A 23,910-nucleotide genomic window follows, 5' to 3' on the forward strand; every position below is an offset into this window, starting at 1 on the left:
ATACCCCTCAAACAGCTGATTTTAAAAATCAATGTTAATCCGTTGGATGATCAAAGCCAATGGTACAACTAATGAAACTCCTAATCCTAATGAACAAACTAACCAACAAAATTTATTGTGTATGAAATGTAGTAACGTTTACGCTTTAGTTTTTTTCTTTTTCCTGCTTTTTGTAATGGATGCCAAAGCGTTCACACAAAACGCGCTGGATAAAAGAATAACCATTGAAGTAAAAAATACGGAGGTTAAACGTGTTTTAAAAATAATTGAGAAACTGGCAGATATCAAGCTGGCTTACAGCGCCGAAAATATCAGTAAAGTCCAGATATCATTGAGCGCACAGGATCAAACCGTTAATGAGGTTTTAAAGCAGGTGCTTTACAATCAGGGTATGACCTACGAGGCAGTGGGCGATCTGGTAGTAATCCATAAAAAAAACGAAATTGTAAGTATTGCAGAGGTAACGGGTAAAGTAATTGATGAGAAAGGCTTGCCCTTGCCCGGCGTTACCATAAAGGTTAAAGGAAGCGAGCAGTCTACCTCAACCGATGCAAACGGCAGGTTCTCCATTAACTTAACCAATACCAATATCGCATTAGTTTTTTCATTTGTGGGATATAATGCGCAGGAGATAGCGCTCAATGGCCGTACGGTTATTAATGTAAATATGGAGCTCAACCAAAAATCGCTTACTGAGGTGGTTGTTGTGGGCTATGGTACTCAAAAAAGAGAGAATGTGGTTGGCTCTATCGTACAGATCTCCGGCGATAAGTTAACCAACCGCCCGGTTACTCAATTACAAAATGCCTTAACCGGGCAGCTGCCCGGTGTTACAGTTACCCAGCGTAATGGAAGGCCGGGTTTTGCAAGCGGTGCCATCAGCATTAGAGGAGTAGGTTCTTTTGGCGCCGATCCTTCGCCATTTATTTTGGTAGATGGTATCCCTACAGATGGATTTAATGATATTGATCCGAATGATGTAGAAAGTATTTCGGTATTAAAAGACGCGTCATCTGCAGCGATTTATGGTGCCCGTGCAGCTAATGGTGTTATTTTGGTTACTACCAAAAGTGGTGCTAAAGGGAAAGTTAAGGTTAACTACAGCGGCTATTTCGGATCGCAGGTGGCCACAGCCTTGCCAGAGTTTGTAAACTCATGGGAGTACGCTACCGCATATAATGAAGGTAGCCCGTCGCCTACGTTTACGCCAGAGCAAATCCAGAAGTTTAAGGATGGATCAGATCCGGATAACTATCCCAATACCAAATTTCTGGATCTCATTATGAAAAAGCATACCAGCCAAACCGGACACAACGTAAGTGTAAGCGGTGGTAATGATGCTAATGTGTACAACGTATCATTTGGTTATTTGTATCAGGATGGTTTGGTGGCCCGGGAAAATTACGCCAAATACAATGGCAGGTTCAACATGACAACCAACATTAGCCCTAAATTAAGTTTAACTACACGTTTATCAGCCATATCTGCCGATGTAAATGAACCTACTACCAATGTTTTAGGTTTAATCAGCGATGCTATTAAACTGCCGGGCAACCTGGTGGCGGTTTACAGCAATGGCGAATATGGTGTGGGTTTAGGCTCTAACGGTACGCCTGTATCACGCTTGGCCGGGAAAGCATATAATAAGGGGAACAACCTTGATTTAAACGGAAATGCACGTTTGGACTATAAACCTTTCCCTGGCTTAAAATTATCCGGCATTACCTCCTACGTACGTACAGAGTTAGATAGCACGGCCTTTGCCGCTACACAGCTATTACGTGGAGGAATAATAGATGGCCCCAATTCATTGACCCGAAAAAACGCCAAAACGAATTACTATACCTTTCAGGGTACAGCAGATTATACGAAGCAGTTTGGAAAACACCAGATCAACGTATTGTTAGGCTATTCATTTGAAGAGACCAAATCAGACAATTTTACCGCTTCGCGTAATGACTTTCCGGGTAATGATCTTACCGAACTTGATTTAGGGTCTCCGGCATCGCAAACTAACTCAGGCACCGGATCTGAATGGGCCATAGAATCGGAATTTGCAAGGCTTAATTACAGCTTTGCCAGCAAGTACCTGGTTGAGGGGGTTGTAAGGCGCGATGGTTCATCCCGTTTCCCTACCGATAATAAGTACGCTTATTTCCCATCTGTGGCCGTAGGTTGGAGAATAGGACAGGAAAACTTTATCAAAAATAATTATCCCTGGATCAACGAACTTAAAATAAAGGCATCCCGCGGAACTTTGGGTAACCAGAACATCAGGTCGAACTACCCGTATCAGAATACGCTGGGTGTAATTAATGGCAATACAGGCACCGATTACTCATTTGGTGGTACAGTAGTGCCGGGCGTGGCCCGTTCACAAATTGTTGATAATAATTTGCATTGGGAATCAACCCGCACAACAGATGTAGGCATTGTATTTGGATTGTTTAAAAATACCATAACAGGCTCCGCGACTTACTTTAACCGCTACTCTTATGATATTTTGTACAGCCCAAGCAGTAGCGTATCAAATGTATTAGGCTTTGGCCTGTCTCAGCAAAATACCGGTAGCTTGGAAAATAAAGGATGGGAATTTACCTTAAACTATAATAACCAAATAGGCAAGGTAGGCTTAAATATAAGCACAAACTTCACCATCATTAATAACAAGGCGCTTGACCTGGGTGTGGGTAACATTACCCAGCCAAATGGGTTGGTTGGTAATGGCAGTGATTTGTTTATCGGTTACCCGATGCAATTATACTACGGCTATGTGGCCGACGGGTTATTTAAAGATGCTGCCGATGTGGCCAGCTGGCCTAAATATTCTACCAGTATCACAGCCGCTTCCAAACCTGGTGACATCAGGTATAAAGATATCAGCGGACCAAAAGGGGTACCTGATGGGGTAGTTGACCCAACTTATGATCGCGTTTACCTGGGCAGCCAGATCCCTAAATACACCTACGGAGCCAACATTGGCGTAACCTTTCATGGTTTTGATGCCAGCATATTATTACAAGCCATAACCGGGGTAAAAGGCAACCTGACCGGCAACTATGGGTTTGCTATGAATAATGGCGCAAACATACAAAGGTGGCAATATGAAGAACGCTGGACAGAGGCTAACCCAAACCCGCACGCGGCTTACCCGAGAGTTGAGGTGCTCAGCAGTGCAGGTAGTGCTAACACACCGCTATCATCATTCTGGATATTGAATGGCTCATATCTGCGGATTAAAAACGCTCAGGTAGGCTATACATTTTCTAAAAAATTAATGCAAAGCGTTGGCATAGCTAATGCCAGAATTTATTTGAGCGGTGAAAACCTGCTCACTATTGATAATTACCGTAAAGGCTGGGATCCCGAAGTAAATACCGGTACAAACTTCTATCCGATCCTCACTAATTACACTCTTGGCGTTAATGTTACTTTCTAAACTATTTGGTATGAAAACTAATCAGATAAAATATTTGCTTACAACCCTGGCTGTCCTGTTGATGGCAAACATGTCATGCAAAAAGGAGCTGAATAAAAACCCGTTAGATAAATTCTCTAATGATACTTTCTGGACCTCAGAAGCAAACGCTCTTATTGCTTTAAATGGTGTTTACCGTGGTAACATCCTAGTAAACGCTCCCGAATATAATCCCGGCGACTGGTGGGATTATAATGGCTTAAACTGGCTGGAACTGGCAACTGATAATGCTTATCCGCGTACAGGCGAATCAGCACCTACCAACAAACTAACTAACGGTACATTAACAGCTAACGTAGCTATTTTAGGAAATTACTGGACAAACAGCTACCTGCGTGTTGCCCGTTGTAATGACTTTTTGGAAAACATTGATAAAGTACCAATGGACGCGACACGTAAAAAGCGCATGATTGCCGAGGTTCGCTTTATCAGGGCCAGTCAGTACTTTTATTTGTCGCAATATTTTGGTTCGGCTCCTTTGGTAACTAAGGTGCTTACCCCAACCGAAGCCAATAATGTTTCAAAGGCTACCCATCAGCAACTGGTTGATTTTGTTATAGCCGAATATACCGCTGCCGCGCTTGATGTGCCGCGACAAAAGGATATTCTCACCTCAGAAATTGGTAGGGTGAACAGGCAGGCGGTGCTGGCATTTTTAGGCAGGCTGCAGCTTGCCGAAGGTAAATTTACTGACGCTGTTAACACCTACAAAACCATTGTTGATTTTGGCGACAGTATCATCGACCCCAACTACCAGTCGATATTTTTGGAGGCGAATGAAAACAGCAGTGAGAATATATTCAGTACGCAGTTTGTTCCAACTTTATTTGCTAACCCTATTATGCAGCACTTTGCACCTTCAATGGGTGGGGGATTTAATTTAATGAATCCGCTGGTGAGTTTAATGGAAGCTTACCAGTTTACAGATGGAAGTACTTTTAGCTATACCGATTCAAAATATGATCCGAAAGATCTGGGTAAAAACCGTGATCCGAGATTAAAATATACCATTCTTTATAATAATGCACCTTACGGCAGCTCGGTGTATATCTGTAATCCTGATTCTGTAAACGCTAAAGACAGGTTAGGCACCGCAGGCTTAACCCAAACCGGTTTTGGTGTAAGAAAATACATGAACGAGGCCCTTACAACCGGTTTAGCAACCAGTAATGGTGGCAACTTGCCTATTATCAGGTACGCGGAAGTTTTACTGAGTTATTTAGAAGCCAAACTGGAGGCCGGGCAAGCTATTGATCAAACTTTGCTTGATGCTACCATTAATAAAGTGAGAGGACGGACCTCCGTTAATATGCCCCGCATTACAGAAACTAACCCAATACTGCTGCGCCCTGTTTTACGTAATGAACGCCGTGTGGAACTCGCGCTCGAAGGCATCAGGTTATGGGATCTGTTGCGCTGGCACGTTGCCGACCAGGTTTTAAAAGGTGACTTTTATGGTCACCCGTTCCCGGGTATAAAAACCGCTATCAAGAAAAAAGGTTCGGTTGCAGATCCATACAGCCGTTGGTATGTAACAACCAAAGCTTTCCGTAAAGGTAAGGATGAGTACTGGCCAGTACCGCAAAGCGAGGTTGATATCAACCCTAAGCTGGCGCAATAAATATAACCGTTAGCGATATTGGAACAACAAAGCCTTGTACTGCACAGTACAAGGCTTTGTTGTTTACTCGGCAATGTGTGGTGTTAAAAAATATTGAAAATCAATGGTATGAAATGATAAAATAGGCCTCTTGTATATGTATGTGGTATGAGTGTAGGGAGTTTTTCAAACCGGAGAAATTAATTAACAACATATAAACATCAAACTACTTAAAACCTATGAAAACCAAGTTCACCTATGCCTTAGGCATGCTGTTGTCTGGAGCCATATTTATGGCGGGCTGTAGCAAAAACTCTGAAAAGTCTGTAACTTCAGCCAAGGCTGATGCGATGAGCAAAACGCAGAAAGTTGCTTCTGCCGCCGCCGGTACCACCATTTGGGGCGCTTCTTCACAACCATTCCCGGGCGAAACCTTAGGAACCGGCGGTAACGGGCCAATAACATCATGGCAACGTTTAAACCGCAGGCTTCAAACCAAAAACGGCGGCATCGGCCTAAAATTCCGCAGAAGCTATGACACCGGTATCCCTGCAAATTTCGCGGCATCAGGTATGGCTGATGACATCGGTAACAGCGATGTTTCTGTTGGCGAAATAAAACCTGATTGGGTAGCAACAGCTAATGGAACAAACTTTAACCAGATTAAGGAGTATGTACAAACTTTTCCGGCAGGCAGAACCATTTACCTGGTTTTCTTTCACGAGCCGGAGGATAACGTAAAAACCGGTTATACTTTTGACGTATTGCAACATGCCTTCGCGCAATTTGTTACAGCGGTTTTAGCAGCCGGAAATCCTAATGTACACCCTTGCTATGTATTAATGTCTTACACATTTAAAGCGGCATCTGGCAGAAATCCTGATAACTACAACATGGGTACTTACTTAACAGCTGCTCAAAAAAGTCAGGTTATTGCCGGTTTAGATGGTTATGCTAATGATCCAACCGTAAGCGCTACTCAAACCTTTAATGCCAATTTTAACAAAATGGCAACCTGGGGCTTTACCCGTTTTGGTGTGTTTGAAACCGGTGTACACGCTAATACCAACCCTACTGATCGTAAAAACTGGATTGTTGGATTAGGCACCTGGGTTAACAGCCGTACCGATATTGAACTGGTATCATACTTTAACTCTGGTATTGGCGATAACGCAGGCCCAACCGGATGGTATTTAGGTAATTGGTACAAAAACGGCACTACCTTTACCTGGGATGATGCCGATGGTACGATTGACGCGTATGCTCAATTAATAAAATAATAAAATCTTTAAACATAAAAAGCTCAAGCAAGTCTTGGGCTTTTTATGTTAATTTTAAATAACAGAATAAGAGATAGATGTATAAAAAAAATACGTTTTGGAAAATGCCATTCTTGATGGCGTTATTAGGCATGTGTTTAACAGGTATTGTTGAGTTGAAAGCCCAAACACCTATAAATAACATTATTTATAAAAAAAATCCGGGTACAAAGCCCCGTAATATCATCTTTATATTATCCGACGATCACCGGTATGATTTTATGGGGTTTACCGGTAAAGTTCCGGGTTTAAAAACACCGAACCTGGATAGGCTTGCCAATGAAGGTGCTCATTTTCAAAACGCTTTTGTTACTACCTCATTATGTTCGCCCAGCCGGGCATCTATTTTAACCGGGCAGTATGCGCATACACATACGGTTGTTGATAATGAATCGCCGGCTCCATCATCACTTATTTATTTCCCGCAATACCTGCAAAAGGCAGGTTACCAAACTTCTTTTTTTGGGAAATGGCACATGGGCGGCGGCGATGGCCATCCGCGTCCGGGTTTTAATAAGTGGGTTAGCTTTAGCGGGCAGGGTGTTTACTATAACCCAACGTTAAATATTGATGGCAAAATTGTTAAGTATCAGGACAGTACCTATATCACGGATCTTTTAACCGACTTGAGTTTGGAATGGTTAAAAAAACGGGATAAAAACAAGCCCTTTTTCATGTACCTGTCGCACAAGGCGGTTCATGCCGACTTTAAACCGGCAAAAGCAGATAAGGGTTTTTATAAAGATCTGCAAATTCATTACCCGGTATCTATGTTTATGACAGAGACGCCTACAAGCAAAAAATTTATCAAGGGCGTACGTGAGGATGGCAGCATGTATACCTTCAATAATAAGGATATTCCGCAGTGGGTTAGGGCTCAGCGTTACAGCTGGCACGGAGTTGATTACATGTATCACGGTGAAACAGACTTTGACCAGTTTTATATTGATTATCTGGAAACACTCATGGGCATTGATAAAAGCGTTGGCCGTGTATTGCAATATCTGAAAGATAATGGTCTGGATAAAGAAACCCTGGTTATTTATATGGGCGATAATGGATTTTCATTTGGCGAACATGGGCTAATTGATAAACGCCAGGCTTATGAAGAGTCTATGCGCGTTCCTTTGCTGGCACGCTGCCCAGATCTGATAAAACCAGCCACAAAAATTAAACAAATGGTGCTTAATATTGATATAGCGCCATCCATTTTAGAAATGGCCGGCGTTCAAAAGCCTAAGCAAATGCAGGGAATGTCGTTCCTGCCTATTATTCAGGGAAAGGATGTACCGTGGCGCAATGAGTTTTTTTACGAGTATTACTGGGAAAGCAATTTTCCGCAAACACCAACCCAGTATGCCGTACGTACCGATCAATACAAGTTTATCCGCAATTGGGGTATATGGGATATTGACCAGTTGTATGATATTCAGAAAGATCCATACGAGGTTAATAACCTGATACGCGATAAAAAATTTCAGGGCGTTGCCAAACAGCTTAATGATAAATTATTTGATTGGTTAGGCCAAACAGGAGGGCTCCAAATTCCATTAAAACCTGTTTTGGAAAAGAAAAAAGATCATTTATATAAAGGAACATGGTAGTACTCAAATCACTTCCTAACCATTTATCACGTTGTTTTTGTTACACAAATAATGCGAGAATTTTATGCGTGGCATAGTATAGTATAAATAAAGTGGTGTCTTGATTATTGATTGGGAACAATTAAAATGGAATGCCTGGTCAATATATTATGAGAATCATTAAGTTTTTATTAGCTGTAGTACTATTAAACTTTGTACAGCATACTTACGCGGCAGAAATAATTCGCCTCAATAAAAATAACCTGGACCTGCTGCCCAAAGGCAAAGAGGTAGACGGTATGATAGGCGATTGGGTGATGAAAAATGATAAGGTGGTGGCTGTAATAGCCAACGCTGCTTTTGACAGGGAAGCCAATCAAATGGTATCGTCAATACAGGGCGCAGTAATTGATTTTACAACCCTTGCCCAAAATAACGATCAGCTTACCGTATTCTATCCGCAGGGAGCCAGGGTTGATGTGCCATCTGCCGATACGATTATTGTTTTAAAATCGACTGGGACATCGGTACAGCTAAAAACGGTAAAGTTTGCTACCACAGACGAACCTTTTACTGCCGAAACCACCTATACTTTAACTGATGGTAAGGCTTATATAGAAGTAAGTACCACTTATAAGAACACAACATCGGCAACTATCAAAATTACACCTTATGACATGCTGCGTTGTGATAACAACCTGGATGATATTACACCCGTTGGCAAAACCAACATGGCGTTTATTTACAACAAATGGTATAATTCCGCCTATGGGGTTATGTCGTCACAAAAACAGATTTACACGGCCCCGGTTACGGGCAAGCGCAATTTTATCACGATGGGGCACCGCATTTACTATGAGGGTACTTCAGAAAAGCCAAATGATGCCATTGATCTGGAGGCTGGTAAAGAGCTTACCCTATCACGCATACTGTTAACTGGTACCAATGTATCCGATCTGCAAAGGCAACAACTGGTAATTGCACCGTCGTCAATCAATCTGCAAAAAGTACCTGTTAACGTAAAGGATAAAAATGGTAAGTTACTAAAAGATGTATTTGTAACCGCCAGGAATAACCAATCCGAACTCATTTCATCTGCCTTAACTACTGTAGATGGCAACGCGTTGCTTTATGTTCCGCTTGGTCAGTTTAAAATGAGTGTTACCAAACTGGGGCATGACACGGCCAGCATGGTGTATGATGTAAAAGCAACAAATCCCAAACAAAACTTTATACTAAAACCTGAAACCACAATTGATTTTACGGTTAGCGATCAAAACGGTGAGTTTTTGCCGGTTAAAGTATCATTCACCAACCTGGATAGTAAAAAGAAAGTTAATCTTGGTCCGCCTACGCGCAGCAACGGTAATGGCAACTTATATTACGCCAACAGCCCTAAGTTTACGGTACCCGTTCCTGAAGGTAATTATAAAATAGTGATTTCACACGGCCCTGAATATGATGCTGAAGTAGTGAATGTTAAAGCAGTGGTCGGCAAGGCAAATAAAGTAAATGTGAAAATCCATCGTGCTTTTACAAGCCTGGAGTACGTACTGGCCGATCTGCATAACCACACCACCCGTAGCGGTGATTCTAACTCCGGCGTACCCGACAGGGTAATTAACATGGCTGCTTCAGGGGTTGAATTTGCCCCGGCTACAGAGCATAACCGTATCAGTAGTTATGAGGATGTGATCAAAGAATTAAGCCTGCAAAAGTTTATAACCTCAGCAGCAGGAATGGAGCTTAGCGGCAGACCAGGCCCTGGGGAAACTAATCACCAGATAGGATTCCCGTTGTTGATTCAGCCAGAAAAAAGAGGCTATGGCGCTCCCAAAACAGATAAAGATCCTTATGTACAAATAGGTAGACTTTACAATTACGATAACGGAAAATTTAAGCTGGTACAGCAAAATCACCCCGAGATAAGCCGCCTTTACTTTGATAAAGATAATGACGGGCAACCGGATAAAGGCTATGGTACCGAAAAATTTACAGATGTAATGGAGATCAGGGAAACCATGTATGATCTGCCAGAGGCATTAGGTGGTGGTGATGCCAATACCCGTTCTTTTCAATGGCTTCAAATGCTCAACCTGGGTTATCATATTTTCGGAACTGCCAACACCGATGCCCATACCGTGGGGAACGCTACCGGCTCGCTTTTCAATTATGTGTACACTAAAAATGATGTGCCTGAAAAAATTGATGCGGTTGAAATAGCTCACCAGGTAAAGGATGGCCGTGTTATCATGACCAACGGCCCCTTCATGACTGTATTAGTAAACAATGAATTACCCGGAAGCAACGTAAAAGCCATAGGCGGCAATGTTAAAGTAGGTATTGAAATTATGACTGCTAACTGGTGCAAAATTAACACCGTACAGCTTATTATAAATGGCAAAGCCGATAGTACGCTAAAGTTTACTAAGGCCAATAATCCGAAAATGTTTCCGGGTACGGTAAGGGCATTTAAAGCTGAGGTGCCTGTTCAGCTTAAAACCGATGCGCACATCATTGTATTAGCCTATGGCCAAAATGAAAGCGTAGGATTGGTTGAGGGCGAAAGAAATGTACGACCAATGGCCTTATCAAACCCGGTTTTTGTTGATGTGGATGGTAACGGTTTTATGCCTAACAAGGATATGCTGGGCCAGCCCTTGCCAGCCAAAAAATCAAAAAGGGGAGCACCCAAAGGCGAATCGGAATAATTAATGATTGATCTTCTGAGCATTCATAAACTTATGAAAAAGATATTTTCCTTTTCGCTCATCCTGTTTTTAACGGTAGCATCGTGCCCGATTATGGTGTATGGACAAGCTGCGTGGCGAACTAACCTGCAAAAATATATTAATGGTAAACTATTAAAAACTGATGGCGGCTATGGTTGGGAAGATCAGCCCGATTCGCATTCCACAGTATGTTTTGCGGTAACCGGAACTTTGTTTGATATTGGTCAACTCCCGGCAAATAAAGCGCAATTAGCTGAATTTATCAGAACGCATCATCCGCAAAGGGGACCTAATAAGGAAGCTGGCCCCAGCGGCTCCGAATTGCGAAATCTTACCTATGAGCAAATACAGGCCATTTTATGGTTAGGTGGTGATGTTTCATCATTCGCGGGCATGGTATCCGGTTGGAAATCGCAAGCTGGCTTATTGGCCAATTATGAGGATCACAAATACCCGGTGATGTACCAGGAGGCCATGATCCTTATTTGTCAAAAGCTGGTAAATGTTCCCTTGACAGATCGGATAGCATATATTGATTATTATCAAAGTCATCGCAGGCCAAATGGTAGCTTTAACAATTCACCAACAGCAGCCGGAGGTGATGGTAATATATTAAATACCTATTGGAGCTTGTATGCTATGGCTGCTTTGGGAGCACCTAAAGCTCAAACTGTCGAAACTACGGAATGGTTGCAAAACTGCCAGTTAAAAAGCGGCGGTTTTACGCATCAACCCAATCCGCAGATAGGTATTAATGATGATGTGATATACACCTGGGCAGGTATAAAGGCTTTGCAATTGTTAGGTACTAAGCCCAAAAACGTGCAGGCAGCTATTGCTTATTTGGTATCCCTGCACAATGCTGATGGTGGTTTCGGCGATAGGCCCGGCTTGCACTCAACTCCTATTGCCACCTATTATGCTATTGATGCCTTAAAAGTGCTCAATGGTTTTTCTGCGCTTGATAAGGCGGCGATGTCTAAACCCCTGTCTGTATCTAATCCGGATTTTACAGGTTACAAAGTATATACGGTACAATTTCAAGGCCAGGGTGGTGGTAGCCCGCTGGAAGCTGTTATGCTTGCAGATCGTTTAAAAATTCAGCTCTGGGGAGCTAAATATCCAGCCAAAGGATGGGTTGAAGAAGCACAGAAAATAGCAGATGCCAAAAAAGTTCCCGTCACCTTTTTTCTGGCTGACGAACCACATGACAATGATGTAACCGTTGATGGGATGGGTTCTTTTAATCACGTACTGGATTATATAGCTCCAGCTAAATATCCGATACACTACAGCGATAATGCAACCTATGATGAACTGAAAAAAACTACGCTGAAGCAGCTGAAAGATGTTAACGGCGGTTTGCTTTTACAGGTTAGCAATAACGAACCATTGGCCCGCTTGTTAATTGACGAATCTATTAATAGCAATTTAGGTTATCTGGGTATCAGTACAGTTCATTTCGGACAAAACTTCGCGTTCTGGCTACCTTATTTAAATGAGTACCGTTACCGGTTGCCGCTGGTTACCCTGCAGGATGCACACGGTATTGAAGCCTGGTGGTGGGCCGACGAGCTAACTAATCACCGTACCCTGTTTATAGCTAAGGAACCTACTTACGAGGCCATGATCAAGGCGTTGAAAAACAATTGGGTGGTAGGTGTTCGGCATGATAGTGTAAGCAACTTTAAAACCCGTATGCTGGGTGGTATAGAAGCCGCCCGTAAATTTCTCATATCAAAAGAACCTTCATGGAAATGGTGGAGTACTCCTGATAAACTGATCCGCCCGCAGGTGGCGATTACCATTATTGGTAAGGAAGATCAATATGAGGCGGGTAAACCGGAGACTGACTTAAACATCCGTATTCGTTGCCGTTGGAACAGTGTGCGCGAAGCCTTAAAAACGCCGGCTGCAACCTTGCAGGAATTAAAGGTAGATGGGCAGGTTGTTTTGGCGAAAGATACGGTGATCAAAAATAAAAGAGGCTTAATAGCAGATGCTTATTACCTGTATGTATGGGGAAACCCGACAAAAGGCCAGCATCGGATTGAGGCAACTATTAAAAATTTAAGTACTAACGCTGTGGAAACCTATACACAAACCTATGTTCAAAACTGATTTATATTATATGAAAAATAATAAACTGAAACAGATTTCAGGTTCCACATTCCTGTTGATGGTAATGACTGCCGGTGTGATGTTAAGTTTCAAAACACCTGAAAAAAAATTACCTCAACAGCGCAAGCCTAACATTATTTATATCATGGCCGATGACCTGGGCTATGGTGAGGTTGGCTTTAACGGTCAAAAAAAGATCAATACTCCAAACATCGACCAACTGGCTAAAGAGGGTATAATATTTAAGCAACATTATGCCGGAACCGCGGTATGCGGCCCGTCAAGAGCTGCCTTGATGACAGGTATCAACACCGCCCACGCTCATGTACGTGAACTTTCTGCCTGGACAGCCAGCGGAAAATCAATCGATTTGGGTAGCGATGAAATAACTGTTGCTTCTGAGTTAAAGAGAGCCGGTTATGCAACTGCTATCATTGGCAAATGGGGACTTGATGAGAGTAATACTACGGGCAACACGCTGGATCATGGGTTTGATTACTTTTACGGCTATAAAACCCATACAGAAGCACATCACTACTATCCACCTTACATCTGGGTAAATCGGGATAAGGTTATACTAAAAGATAATGTACCGGCCGAGCATAAAGGCACTTACTCCAATGATGCATTTACCGCCCAGGCTATTAATTATATTCAGCAAAATAAAAATAAGCCGTTTTTCCTGTATCTGCCATACACTATTCCGCACAACGAAATAACTGTTCCTGAAGATTCAAAAAGGCCTTATGAAAGCCTGGGTTGGCCTAAAAAGCCAATGAAACCTGCTCATTACTATCATGACCCTGAAGGTAATACTACTTTCGCAGGCATGGTATCAAGACTTGACGGTTACGTAGGGCGAATTATGGCGGAGTTAAAAAAACAAGGTATTGATGATAATACGCTGGTTATATTTACAAGCGATAACGGACCAGCATTTAATAACGAGTTTTTTGATGCAAGCGGACCTTTGCGAGGTAGTAAGTTAACCATGTATGAGGGTGGTATCCGTATTCCGTTTGCTGCCCGGTGGCCGTCTAAGATTAAAGCAGGCTCGGTAACTCAACAGCCGGCTGCCTTTTGGGATTTTTTACCAACCGCCTGCGAAATTGCCGGTATTAAGCCTACTAAAAATGTTGATGGTATATCATACCTGCCCACTTTGACCGGTAATGTTAAAGCGCAAAAAAATCACGATTTTTTTTATTGGGAAGTTAACGAAACACAGGGGCCTTTGCAGGCAATCAGAATGGGCAACTGGAAAGGTATTGCTAAATACGAACAACCCTTTGAATTGTATGATCTGGCTACTGACATGGGCGAAACAACAAACGTGGCTAATAAATATCCTGAAATAGCTGCAAAAATTAAGGCTACTATGGCATCAACCCGTACAGATAATCCGGAGTTTCCTTTAACCAAGAGGGAATCACATTATGGTAACGATGGGAGTAATTGATTTCACCATTACCTAATTGTTTAATAAATCAGACTATACTTTTTCAACAATAGTTAAAAGTATAGTCTGTTAAACCCATTTTTGGATCAGTAATTTTTCAAGCTCTTTAATTTCGGCCGCGTAAATGGTTTTTTTGCGTGTGCCAAAATGAAGTATATTTTCCAGGTGCAGCTCGCCTTCCCAAACGAGTTGAATGTTACCAGCTTCAATTTCTTTACGGCACAAAAAATCCGGTACAACAGAAAAACCCTCACCATTACTGAGGCACCGGATTATGGAACTCATGTTAGGAACAATAAAGTTGGGTTTAAAATCAGGGTGGTTACCAAAGTTTTTCACCCAGAAGTTCTTGAGGTGTTCCATATCGGCAGCGGTGCTGTACCAAAGCTGATGTTTAAGCCATTCTTCGCTTTCAGGCAGGTTTTTGGATAACAATAATTGTTTCAGCTGGCTTATGTCTGTTTTTGCTCCGGCTACTAATACGATCCGTTCTTTTGAAAATGGTTTATATTCCAGATTGGGTTGATGGCCTTTTTGCGATGTGATGATCAGATCGAGTAAGCCATTATCCAGATCCTGCTGCATTTGTGGATATTCACCAAACCTGATGATCAGGTTAAAGGGCAATTGCGCTACATGTTCTTCTAACGTGTATTGAAAAGTTTCAAAACACATCCCCACGCTAATAGTAGATCTTTCGGCCTTTGAAGTTCTGTGAAACAGTTGTTCGGCGTTCTCCAATTTTAACAAAGGGTCTAACACAAAGTTATAAAGTATCTTTCCGCGCTCTGTTGGTACCATTTTTCGCGCCGCGCGATCAAATAGTTTATACCCTGTATAAGCCTCTAATGAATTAAGGTGCAGGCTAACCCCCGGCTGCGAAATGAAAAGCTGTTGAGCAGCAGCAGACAGTGTTCCGGTTTCATATATAGCCTTAAAGGTTCTGAGCCATTCTAAATTAAGCATTCTATTATTTTTATGATACAAATATACATTTTTGATAATAAAAGTATTGAAAATCTTACCGTATGTTTAACAATTATTCTTGATTATTATTCCTATACTGGAGCAAATTTTAAGCTTGATAATAACCTGTTTTTCAATTTCATATAACCGTATTTGCCTCATGCACACTATTATACGATTTGGTCACATGCGTCTTGATGACACCACCTCTCCGCCTGAAATTCCGTAATATTGATATAAAAGGATTGCTATGTATTATGAAATGTATTCTGCTAATTAATATGTATGATTCCAATGATTACCTATAGTAAAATAAACAATGGCTTGTTTAATTTGAGCAAAACTCCTCTTATCTTATTGGTGGTTTTGCCACTGTTTGCTTTTTCCTCAAACAAAAATCGTTCAACCGATTTTGCAACAGACCGATCCGTAGCTGTTAAGTCTGCAGCATTTGAATTTGCTATTCCGGCTACAGTAAATATAGCATTTGTTCCGTCCGGAACAGCTGCACCAACTGGTTATACTACAGATAATGGTTTGGCTTATACTGATGCACGTGGCTTTGGCTGGGTAAACCCAACAACTAAAGCGCCTCAGGATATGACACCCAATATGCGTATCCGCACAGGCTCAAGCGCTAAACAGCTTTTGGGAGTAGTTCAGATGCAGGCAAGCGACAAGGGACAATTGCCCGGTACCTGGGAGTACACCATTCCTAACGGGACTTACCGGGTAACTATAGGCGCGGGTGACGAAGCTTATTTTGACAGCGATCATCAAATAAATGCTGAGGGATTACCCATTATTACTGATCTGGTAACCACAAATGCGGCTAAACATAAAATAGCCATAGGGGTAGTAACCGTTACCGATGGTAAGCTTACCATTGATGCTACAGGTGGCATTAATAGCAAAATAAATTATATCAGCATTGCCAATGCTGATCCGGTAACGGATACTACAGCGCCAACTGCAAGCATCAGACTTGCCGGAAGCCTTCAATCGGCAGGTGTTTATACCGGTTCGGTACAGGTTTTTGGCACCGCGACAGATGGTGGCAGCGCTGGTATTAAATCTTTACAATACTCCATAAATAACGCGGCTTACGTTAATTATACAAGCCCGCTTACCATAACTGCTGCGGGTAGCTACAATATATTGCTGAAAGCTACTGATGCTAATAACAATGAAAAAATTAGCACAGCAAGCAGTTTCACTATTTCCGGCGGTGGACAGGCAACAGGAACTACTACAAAAACTATTGCCTTTTTACCTTCAACCTCAACGGCTCCCGCGGGCTACACTCCTGATAATGGTCTTTCTTATACTGATGCCCGAGGTTTTGGCTGGGTAAATCCAAGTACAAAAGCCCCACAGGATATGACGGCTAATATGCGCATACGTACAGGTACCAGCGCCAAGCAACTTTTAGGAGTGGTACAAATGCAGGCCAGCGATAAAGGTCAACTACCAGGCACCTGGGAGTGCGCGGTTACTAACGGAACTTACCGCGTAACCATTGGCGCAGGGGATGAAGGCTATTTTGATAGTACCCACCAGATAAATGCCGAAGGCTTACCGATCATAGCAGATCTGACAACTTCAACTACTGCCAAGCATAAGATAGCTATTGGTGTGGTAACAGTATCAGACGGAAAACTTACTATTGATGCAAATGGCGGTGTTAACAGCAAAATAAATTATATAACTATTGCGCCTGCCAGCCAGGTAACAGATACTACAGTACCAACAGTAAGCTTAAGAATTGCAGGAACAACCAGTTCGCCCGGAGTATATAGTGGCCCGGTACAGGTGTTTTTAACAGGAACAGATGCTGGCGGAGCCGGTATGGATTCGCTTAAATATTCCATAAACAACGCTGCGTTTGTAAATTATACAACACCTTTTACGGTTACCGCGGCTGGTAGTTACAGTATTGTAGCAAAAGCCGTTGATGCTAATAACAACAAGAAAACAAGTCCGGCCACGGCTTTTAGTATAGGCACAACCACTTCTCCGCCAGCTACAGGTACTTATATGGTGCTAAAAAACCCGGATGGCTTCCCGGCAGATGATCGCTTGCTTTTTTCACTGATCAAAACACCGTGGAGGCGTACCAGCCCGGATACAACTCCATTTAATGCTAACCATGATAAGATAAAACTCCGGATCAATAACCGGGGTGTAAACAAACTTACCGTAACTAATTTGCAGGTATCAAATACTACCGCTTGGAAAGTAGTTTCTGTAGGTACTGATTTAACCGCAAAGGTGCCTTTTAGTATTAATTCAGAAGCTTTTGTTGATGTGACCATCCAGTTTATAACAAAAGATGCGGGAACAAGGTTGAAAATATTTACAGATTCATTAACCATTACCAGTAATGATGCTAAATTTCCGGTAAAACGGGTAAAACTTACCGGTATATCACAACTTGCAGGCGAAGGTTTGAGTGAGCCTTATGCACAGCAGATAATAACGGCCGCAGGTTTTACAACAACAACTGGCTACAGCCATGATGATGGTGATATTAATGGCTCGGCAAAGGTACCTGGTTCCAGTGAAGTGGTGGCTTCTTATTTTATTCAGGCCGATGCAACTAAGCCAATAACCGTTCATCAGGTTGCCGCTTATCACGGTTGTTGTTCGGCAATTGAATCTATAAGGTATTTCAAAAAAGGTTCTACAGGCTCGTCATTAGTATTTACACATAATAATTTGGATGGGCAATCAGTTATTCCAAGGCTTATTGGTAGTACAACATTGCCTGCAACCAATACCTTTAACGTAACAGGTTCATTCGGATTCAGAGTAGGTTCTGCTTCAACAGACAGAACACAAAACTTTAACGGGCTTATAGGTATCAGAGTGCTAAAAGCAATGGACTCCAAAGGAAACATTATTCCAAATGCTTACTTTTTAGATTGCGATTATCTTGGAACCCAGTTCACTAATTACGATTATCAGGACAATATTTATTACGTAGAAAATATCAAACCTGAATCAGGCTCATTGCATTATTCAGAACTGGTATCGCTTCCGAAAACTGCGATTGATTTTGGACCTGTAAAAACGGCATCATCCGGGTCCTTTAGCTTGACTTTGAAGAATAACGGACAAACATATCCTGATGGGTCAAGCGATTCGCCAATTGTATTACAGGGCTTACAGATAGTGGGCCCTAATGCTGCTGAGTTTTCGGTAAGCGCTTTAACTACAACTAACCTGGCAGTACAGGGCACAACTGCATTAACTGTTAAGTTTAATCCTAATAGTGTGGGTATCAAAAACGCGGCTTTGATGGTAAAATACAACAGTTCAGCTGGTCCGCTTAGGATACCATTATATGGTATAGGTAACTCAAATACCGCCACCGTTAATGTGGTGAAACGAATAAAGGGCGGAGCAGATGCTAATGTAACCGTAAACGGAACCGTATTTGAAGCGGATAAAAATTATAGAAGCGGATCAATTAAGCTTGACATGCAGATGGTTAAAGGACCTGTAATATGCACAGATGATGATGTTTTATATCAAACGTATTTGTCTGCAGCGGCAGACCTGGCAGAAACAAGGTATAATATCCCAATTACTAATGGTAATTACTTGGTAAGGATGCATTTTGTTGAAAATTATTGGAACGCGGTAGGGGCAAGGGTTTTTAATACTTATATTGAAAATAATCTTGCTTTACCAAGCTTAGATATATTTTCAGAAGTTGGCTACCGTTCGGCGATAGTAAAAGACGTTGCTGTATCCGTAACCGATGGTACCATGAGCTTTAGGTTTGATCCAACAGCCAACCGGTTAGGAATTGCCGGGTTAGAGATATTCCAGGTGCAGAATGTTGCTGCATTTGCTGCGGTGGATACTACTGATACATCGGCGAGTGCGCTTAGATTGGCATCAGCACCCACGTCAACTGAGAAAAAAATAACAGTATATCCTAATCCTAATATAGGCACCTCATTTTTCCTGAACGCAAGCAATTTTACGAAAAATGAAAAGGTAACCATATTGGTAACTAATATGGCAGGTAAGTTATTACAAACTGAAACCTTTGTTGCCGATGAGTTAGGAGGAGCCAGTGTACACGTATCTCTAAATAATGCGCTTACTAAAGGAGTTTATATTATAAGCGCGCAAAGTGCAACAGGAAACCTGGTATCAAAACTTATGGTTGATGCAGGACAATAGCTCTTTAAAAATTAGATAAATTTTGATCAAAAAATAAACTAAAATATATTAGCCTCCTGTCAAATCCAGCTTCACTATGGTGAGCTGGATTTTTTTATGCAGGCCTCTTCGGCAAACTGCCGTTAGTGTTAAATTATCTCGTCTGTCATTGTATTCATTACCACCTGATTATGTAAAAATATGGTGGAAAAAAATATCTCAACATTTTGTTGTTTTTAAGTAAAGCTTGGAACATTATGGCAAATCTTCACGTATACTTAATCAAAGCTTTTGTATAATTGCCAAATAATCAAACAATTTGACATGGTTATACCCAGGCCTTAGCACAATTTATTTTATTTTTTAAAACATGAAAATTCAAAATGATGTTGATACGGCTGTAAGCTTTGAAATAAACAATTTGTTATATATGACCGAGTCATTAAATCAGTGGTTAAGTAAGGCCATTACCCATCCCGAAAACAATGATGAAGTAAAATATTATTACAATAAACAACAACGTGAGCTTTTTATGGTCGATAAAGCTGATGGTGTTTTAATTAACGCAGATAGTTTGGAAATACCTTGTTTAAGTTTAAAAGAACGGATAGCCATACAAATGGATTTTATCCACAGAATAGAGAACTTCGGCCTTTTTGATCGGGTGGTATCTGAAATTAATAAGCAGGATAAAAACTCTTCCTTTATACTTGATAATCTCTTGTTATCAGATAAAAAATTAAATTTATTGATTGACTATTGGGCTGAATTTAAGGTTGAACAGCTTAACTATGTTATCAATGATTTTGAAGATGAGCATGATATTAATTTAAAAGCTGCTAATATTCGCTAAGTGCATTAATAGAAAGAATTAAAATAGGTATACAAAAAAGCCAGATTTCATATCTTGAAATCTGGCTTTTTTGTGCGCTTAGCTTTCCAAAATCTGGCTACAACAATTGTAGTATTCCTTGTTTGTGTATCTTTTTATTACTTTTTTGAGCTGATTTGATGAATAATTCGTTTATTTATTAATTAACGGTTTAAAAAATTGAAGTTAAGTTCTGAAACATTCTTATAAGGGTGTGGTACTTTTTAATTACGACATTTTTAATAAATGTTAATTTAACAGGAAATAGTTTCACATGATAGGTATTTTACAATAACCTGTTTAATTTTTTACCAAATTTGTATTGGTAGTTTTTTTTTAGTAGTATTATATATAATTTAAGTTAAATGGTTCTGCGACTACTGGTTAACGTTCAAAAGCCAGAAATTTTTAGCTGAAACGATGATTTATTAGGGATGTAAAAATTAGTGTCAAATTTAACAAGGAATTTATGGTCTCGTTTTGGGATAAGAAAAAAGTTTTAAGGTACGCCTCTATTGATTTTTTAGAGCGCTTTAAAATTTTGAATAAAAACTGTATAGGGGAACTGCACCTGGAAGAATTATTAGGGCCATTATTTGAGAGCCATTTACCATATTTAAATTCTGTGATGGATGGTAAGCCGAAGGTTTTTGAACAAAATCTTAATTCGCACATTAAGGGGCTGCACTCCTGTATTATTACCTATTACCCGGATAAAAAAGATAAACAAATAGTAGGTTTTTACCTGCAGGTATTAGAAAAACAAGAGGTAGATCTGCTTGATCCGGAACTGATGATGGCTATTAATCAGTTTAATAATATTTTAAATGCCCCACCTGCTGAGAAAACTGATTTTATTGAGAAACCGGTAGAAGAAACAATTGATCCTCAGATTCAAAAAGTAGCTGAATATTTAAAATTGATAGTGCTCATGGATTTTCCGGGTCTTGCTTTAATTGCCGAAACACATTGTATGTCTGTTTCTAAATTAAAGCGCGATTTTAAACTCGCTTACGGCGTTAGTCCGTTTATATATTACCGGAAGCTTCAGATGGATATTGCCGAACAATATCTTAAAGAGAAAAAATATCGCATTGGTGAATTGGCAACCATATTCAATTTTTCCAATCCCTATAATTTTACGGCGTGTTATAAACGATTGAAAAACAATTCTATTAACCTGAAGTTCGATTTTGCTTCGCTGGTTTTTCTCCTGGCAATACTTACTTCTATCTGGAATTTACTCAGTCCGGATTGCCCTAATTGATTTGGGCTTTAACAGCTAAAGTATGGGCGCTAACAGGTTATGTTCCAGGTTTGTTACAATTATCTTTATGGTATCACAAACGATAAGGAAATTATAATTGTAAATAAACTTCACTCTCAAAGCGGTTAATCATGTTCATTTTTTAATGAAGTTGGTTTAAACAGATTCTTCAATAAAAGAAATTAGATTCCACTCAATTTAAGCCAAAATGATTAACCGCATTTTTTAATTTATCAGGTTTTATTCCTTTGCTTTCTGATTAGGTTAAGATATTTGGCTCGAAAAAATATCCTGGATTATTTTTTGAGTTATTGGTTTTACAAAGTATGATTTAACACATGGGTATTTGGCCGAACGGTCAATATCATGTTTGTTAAGCGAAGATGTTAGTATAAATATGTCAACATGCTTAATTAACGAGTGTTCAATTGTGCTGAAGCTTTCCAAAAAATCCCATCCGCTAAACTTGGGCATATTCAAATCTAAAAGGATAAGATCAGGTAAGGCAAAGGCATTTTGTTTGTTTTCCTGTAATAGCCTTATAGCCGACCGGGCGTCAACACTGTGCACGGTTTCTAAGGGATAAGTATACTTAACCAGCATCTTATCAACAATGATGTGTTCAAGAGGGTTATCATCTATAATGAATACTTTAATCATTTTAGCTTTGATTAATGCATAATAGTTTTTTGACTCCTAAATCGGCCAAAGGTTAAGTTGATTTGCTGATTATCATGAATTTTAAACTTTAATGCGCCGGTGTTTGCAATTTGGAGTTGTTTTATTTGGTTACGCAAACAATGTTATGAAATTTAGATGCCCGGAATACTACCGGGCATCTAAATTTGAATTTTGTAACCAGGAAATAAGTAATTCTTAAAATTTCAAAGGGTACTTATCTTAGCCAGGGTTCTATCTTATTAAAGTTTACCCTGCTCTATTGCCCGTCATTTACGACTTCAACTTTTTGGTGGTCAAAAAACTCGTTTATTTTTGTATAGTTTAAAAGCAGCTTATTATATTCCTCTAATAGAGCAATGTAACGGTCTTTCCATACATGGTGGGTTGGCAATTCCCAAAAAATAGGGTCGTCGCTATCCGGTTCTTTATAATTATGAACTTCCTGAAATTCCTCTTTTGTAAATAAGTTGGGAAACTCAACAGAAAAATCATGTTTCAGGATACATCCTATCCTGTAAATTATTTCGGTTTTTAAATATTTTTGGTTAAACCAATTATACACCGACCGCCGGTTAACGTGGGTCAGGCGTGCAATTTCGCTGATGCTATAACCTTTTTTTCTAACCAGCATCTCCACAATATGTCCATAGTGCTCTTCCATGAAAATTTGTTTTATATGTTTTAGAAAATGAGTGATTTAAGATATTGTTCTGTTAATTAATGAGTAGCTAAACTAAGCTCATGGTTGTTGTTTCTGTATTTACTACCAATGCGCAGTTAAGCTGCTTCATAAACATTACAACAGATTTTCCCTTGATCTTAAGTACCTCACCCTGCCAATCCAGAAGAACGCCGTCTTCTATTTTCATTGTATCACCCACTTTGATTCTGGGGAGGCTTACAGCCTCAACATCATCATAGCTTTCAATCAGTTTTTTTATCCGCTCTATTTCCGAATTGTTAACTGATGCGGGTTTGCCGCAATGGTGAACAAAGTTTACAACTCCCATTGTTTGTCTTACTTTGAGTTGCTCCTTTAAATCGGCCCTGACAAATAAGTAGGAGGAAAATAACGGAAGCTCAACGATTTTGGTCCTGTCAACCCATCGGTGCTTGGTTTTAATTGTAGGACAGAATGAATTTATATTCTGCGTTTTAAGAAGTTTATCAACCTTTTTTTCCCATCTGGATTTTGTGTATACCACAATCCATTTGGGTTTGTTGATATCTGATATCTGAGTTTGTGTGAAGTTTGTCATAAAATTTAAATTGAGAGTTATTTAATTTTATCTGTGAGAGTTAAATGTTTGTCTACATATTAATTTTTATTAGTTGATTGGAAATAAATCTATATCGTTCTGTTCTGAAAAAAACCTAAATATTTATAGTATTAAATGCTCGAAATTTATTCTTAATTTAAGGATTATTATCTAATCTGAAGCTCTGGCCGGGCATTATGTGTATCCTTTTGTGAAATTCTGCACACTTGTGTGAAAAATATTATTTAATTAAGCGCAGAATAATATACATAGCTATTTTATTCAGGAAAAGCCTGATTTTGACTTGAATAAAATATAGTTTAACTCAAATATTTGAAATTTTTACTCGCAATTTCTCGCATTTCACACAATAAATAAATTTTATTTTAAACACATAA

At 40.2% G+C, this 23,910-nt stretch carries 14 protein-coding genes; 10 read left to right on the forward strand and 4 right to left on the reverse strand.

What is annotated here, in order from left to right; genetic code table 11:
* Positions 1-31: 31 nt before the first annotated feature.
* The 7 genes from AAGC65_RS02000 to AAGC65_RS02030 all read left to right on the forward strand — a co-directional run bounded on the left by AAGC65_RS02000 (position 32) and on the right by AAGC65_RS02030 (position 14,292).
* On the forward strand, positions 32-3,439 hold the full coding sequence (locus AAGC65_RS02000; protein WP_343110727.1) for a TonB-dependent receptor: 3,408 nt from the start codon (positions 32-34) through the stop codon (positions 3,437-3,439).
* A gap of 10 nt (positions 3,440-3,449) precedes the next feature.
* Positions 3,450-5,099 carry a RagB/SusD family nutrient uptake outer membrane protein gene (locus AAGC65_RS02005; RefSeq protein ID WP_343110728.1) on the forward strand — a complete coding sequence of 550 codons (1,650 nt, stop codon included), beginning with the start codon at positions 3,450-3,452 and terminating at the stop codon, positions 5,097-5,099.
* A gap of 218 nt (positions 5,100-5,317) precedes the next feature.
* The gene (locus AAGC65_RS02010; RefSeq protein WP_343110729.1) at positions 5,318-6,358 is read left to right on the forward strand and encodes a hypothetical protein; all 1,041 of its coding nucleotides are present in this window, start codon (positions 5,318-5,320) and stop codon (positions 6,356-6,358) included.
* A 77-nt stretch (positions 6,359-6,435) separates the two neighbouring features.
* The gene (locus AAGC65_RS02015; protein WP_343110730.1) at positions 6,436-8,001 is read left to right on the forward strand and encodes a sulfatase; all 1,566 of its coding nucleotides are present in this window, start codon (positions 6,436-6,438) and stop codon (positions 7,999-8,001) included.
* A gap of 149 nt (positions 8,002-8,150) precedes the next feature.
* A complete protein-coding gene (locus AAGC65_RS02020; RefSeq protein WP_343110731.1) occupies positions 8,151-10,691 on the forward strand; it encodes a CehA/McbA family metallohydrolase in 2,541 nt (846 codons plus the stop codon).
* A gap of 33 nt (positions 10,692-10,724) precedes the next feature.
* Positions 10,725-12,833, forward strand: a complete 2,109-nt coding sequence (locus tag AAGC65_RS02025) for a prenyltransferase/squalene oxidase repeat-containing protein (protein ID WP_343110732.1) — start codon at positions 10,725-10,727, stop codon at positions 12,831-12,833.
* Positions 12,834-12,843: 10 nt separating this feature from the next.
* Complete coding sequence (locus AAGC65_RS02030) at positions 12,844-14,292, forward strand: arylsulfatase (RefSeq protein WP_343110733.1); 1,449 nt, start codon at positions 12,844-12,846, stop codon at positions 14,290-14,292.
* A 69-nt stretch (positions 14,293-14,361) separates the two neighbouring features.
* Here the strand turns inward: AAGC65_RS02030 and AAGC65_RS02035 are convergent, their stop codons facing one another.
* A complete protein-coding gene (locus tag AAGC65_RS02035) occupies positions 14,362-15,258 on the reverse strand; it encodes a LysR family transcriptional regulator (protein WP_343110734.1) in 897 nt (298 codons plus the stop codon).
* A gap of 285 nt (positions 15,259-15,543) precedes the next feature.
* Between AAGC65_RS02035 and AAGC65_RS02040 the strand changes: the two genes are divergently transcribed.
* The 3 genes from AAGC65_RS02040 (at position 15,544) to AAGC65_RS02050 (ending at position 21,572) form a co-directional block, all read left to right on the forward strand.
* Entirely contained in the window at positions 15,544-19,455 is a 3,912-nt protein-coding gene (locus AAGC65_RS02040; RefSeq protein WP_343110735.1) for a malectin domain-containing carbohydrate-binding protein, read from the forward strand.
* A gap of 349 nt (positions 19,456-19,804) precedes the next feature.
* The gene (locus AAGC65_RS02045) at positions 19,805-20,287 is read left to right on the forward strand and encodes a hypothetical protein (protein WP_343110736.1); all 483 of its coding nucleotides are present in this window, start codon (positions 19,805-19,807) and stop codon (positions 20,285-20,287) included.
* A gap of 559 nt (positions 20,288-20,846) precedes the next feature.
* Positions 20,847-21,572 carry an AraC family transcriptional regulator gene (locus AAGC65_RS02050; RefSeq protein ID WP_343110737.1) on the forward strand — a complete coding sequence of 242 codons (726 nt, stop codon included), beginning with the start codon at positions 20,847-20,849 and terminating at the stop codon, positions 21,570-21,572.
* Between the two features lie 264 nt (positions 21,573-21,836).
* Here AAGC65_RS02050 and AAGC65_RS02055 read toward each other — a convergent pair whose 3' ends face one another.
* From AAGC65_RS02055 to AAGC65_RS02065, 3 genes are all read right to left on the reverse strand, one after another.
* Positions 21,837-22,232: a response regulator gene (locus tag AAGC65_RS02055; RefSeq protein WP_343110738.1), complete on the reverse strand. Its 396-nt coding sequence runs from the start codon at positions 22,230-22,232 to the stop codon at positions 21,837-21,839.
* Between the two features lie 277 nt (positions 22,233-22,509).
* Positions 22,510-22,914, reverse strand: a complete 405-nt coding sequence (locus AAGC65_RS02060; protein ID WP_343110739.1) for a helix-turn-helix domain-containing protein — start codon at positions 22,912-22,914, stop codon at positions 22,510-22,512.
* A gap of 67 nt (positions 22,915-22,981) precedes the next feature.
* The gene (locus tag AAGC65_RS02065) at positions 22,982-23,512 is read right to left on the reverse strand and encodes a UpxY family transcription antiterminator (RefSeq protein WP_343110740.1); all 531 of its coding nucleotides are present in this window, start codon (positions 23,510-23,512) and stop codon (positions 22,982-22,984) included.
* Positions 23,513-23,910 lie beyond the last annotated feature (398 nt).

This window comes from Mucilaginibacter sp. (genome assembly GCF_039207105.1).
GTDB lineage: Bacteria > Bacteroidota > Bacteroidia > Sphingobacteriales > Sphingobacteriaceae > Mucilaginibacter.

What these genes read in the sequence shown, in the direction of transcription:
- AAGC65_RS02000 (WP_343110727.1), top strand. Translation starts at nt 32, where the DNA reads ATGTTAATCCGTTGGATGATCAAAGCCAATGGTACAACTAATGAAACT.
- AAGC65_RS02005 (WP_343110728.1), top strand. Translation starts at nt 3,450, where the DNA reads ATGAAAACTAATCAGATAAAATATTTGCTTACAACCCTGGCTGTCCTG.
- AAGC65_RS02010 (WP_343110729.1), top strand. Translation starts at nt 5,318, where the DNA reads ATGAAAACCAAGTTCACCTATGCCTTAGGCATGCTGTTGTCTGGAGCC.
- AAGC65_RS02015 (WP_343110730.1), top strand. Translation starts at nt 6,436, where the DNA reads ATGTATAAAAAAAATACGTTTTGGAAAATGCCATTCTTGATGGCGTTA.
- AAGC65_RS02020 (WP_343110731.1), top strand. Translation starts at nt 8,151, where the DNA reads ATGAGAATCATTAAGTTTTTATTAGCTGTAGTACTATTAAACTTTGTA.
- AAGC65_RS02025 (WP_343110732.1), top strand. Translation starts at nt 10,725, where the DNA reads ATGAAAAAGATATTTTCCTTTTCGCTCATCCTGTTTTTAACGGTAGCA.
- AAGC65_RS02030 (WP_343110733.1), top strand. Translation starts at nt 12,844, where the DNA reads ATGAAAAATAATAAACTGAAACAGATTTCAGGTTCCACATTCCTGTTG.
- AAGC65_RS02035 (WP_343110734.1), bottom strand. Translation starts at nt 15,258, where the DNA reads ATGCTTAATTTAGAATGGCTCAGAACCTTTAAGGCTATATATGAAACC.
- AAGC65_RS02040 (WP_343110735.1), top strand. Translation starts at nt 15,544, where the DNA reads ATGATTCCAATGATTACCTATAGTAAAATAAACAATGGCTTGTTTAAT.
- AAGC65_RS02045 (WP_343110736.1), top strand. Translation starts at nt 19,805, where the DNA reads ATGAAAATTCAAAATGATGTTGATACGGCTGTAAGCTTTGAAATAAAC.
- AAGC65_RS02055 (WP_343110738.1), bottom strand. Translation starts at nt 22,232, where the DNA reads ATGATTAAAGTATTCATTATAGATGATAACCCTCTTGAACACATCATT.
- AAGC65_RS02060 (WP_343110739.1), bottom strand. Translation starts at nt 22,914, where the DNA reads ATGGAAGAGCACTATGGACATATTGTGGAGATGCTGGTTAGAAAAAAA.
- AAGC65_RS02065 (WP_343110740.1), bottom strand. Translation starts at nt 23,512, where the DNA reads ATGACAAACTTCACACAAACTCAGATATCAGATATCAACAAACCCAAA.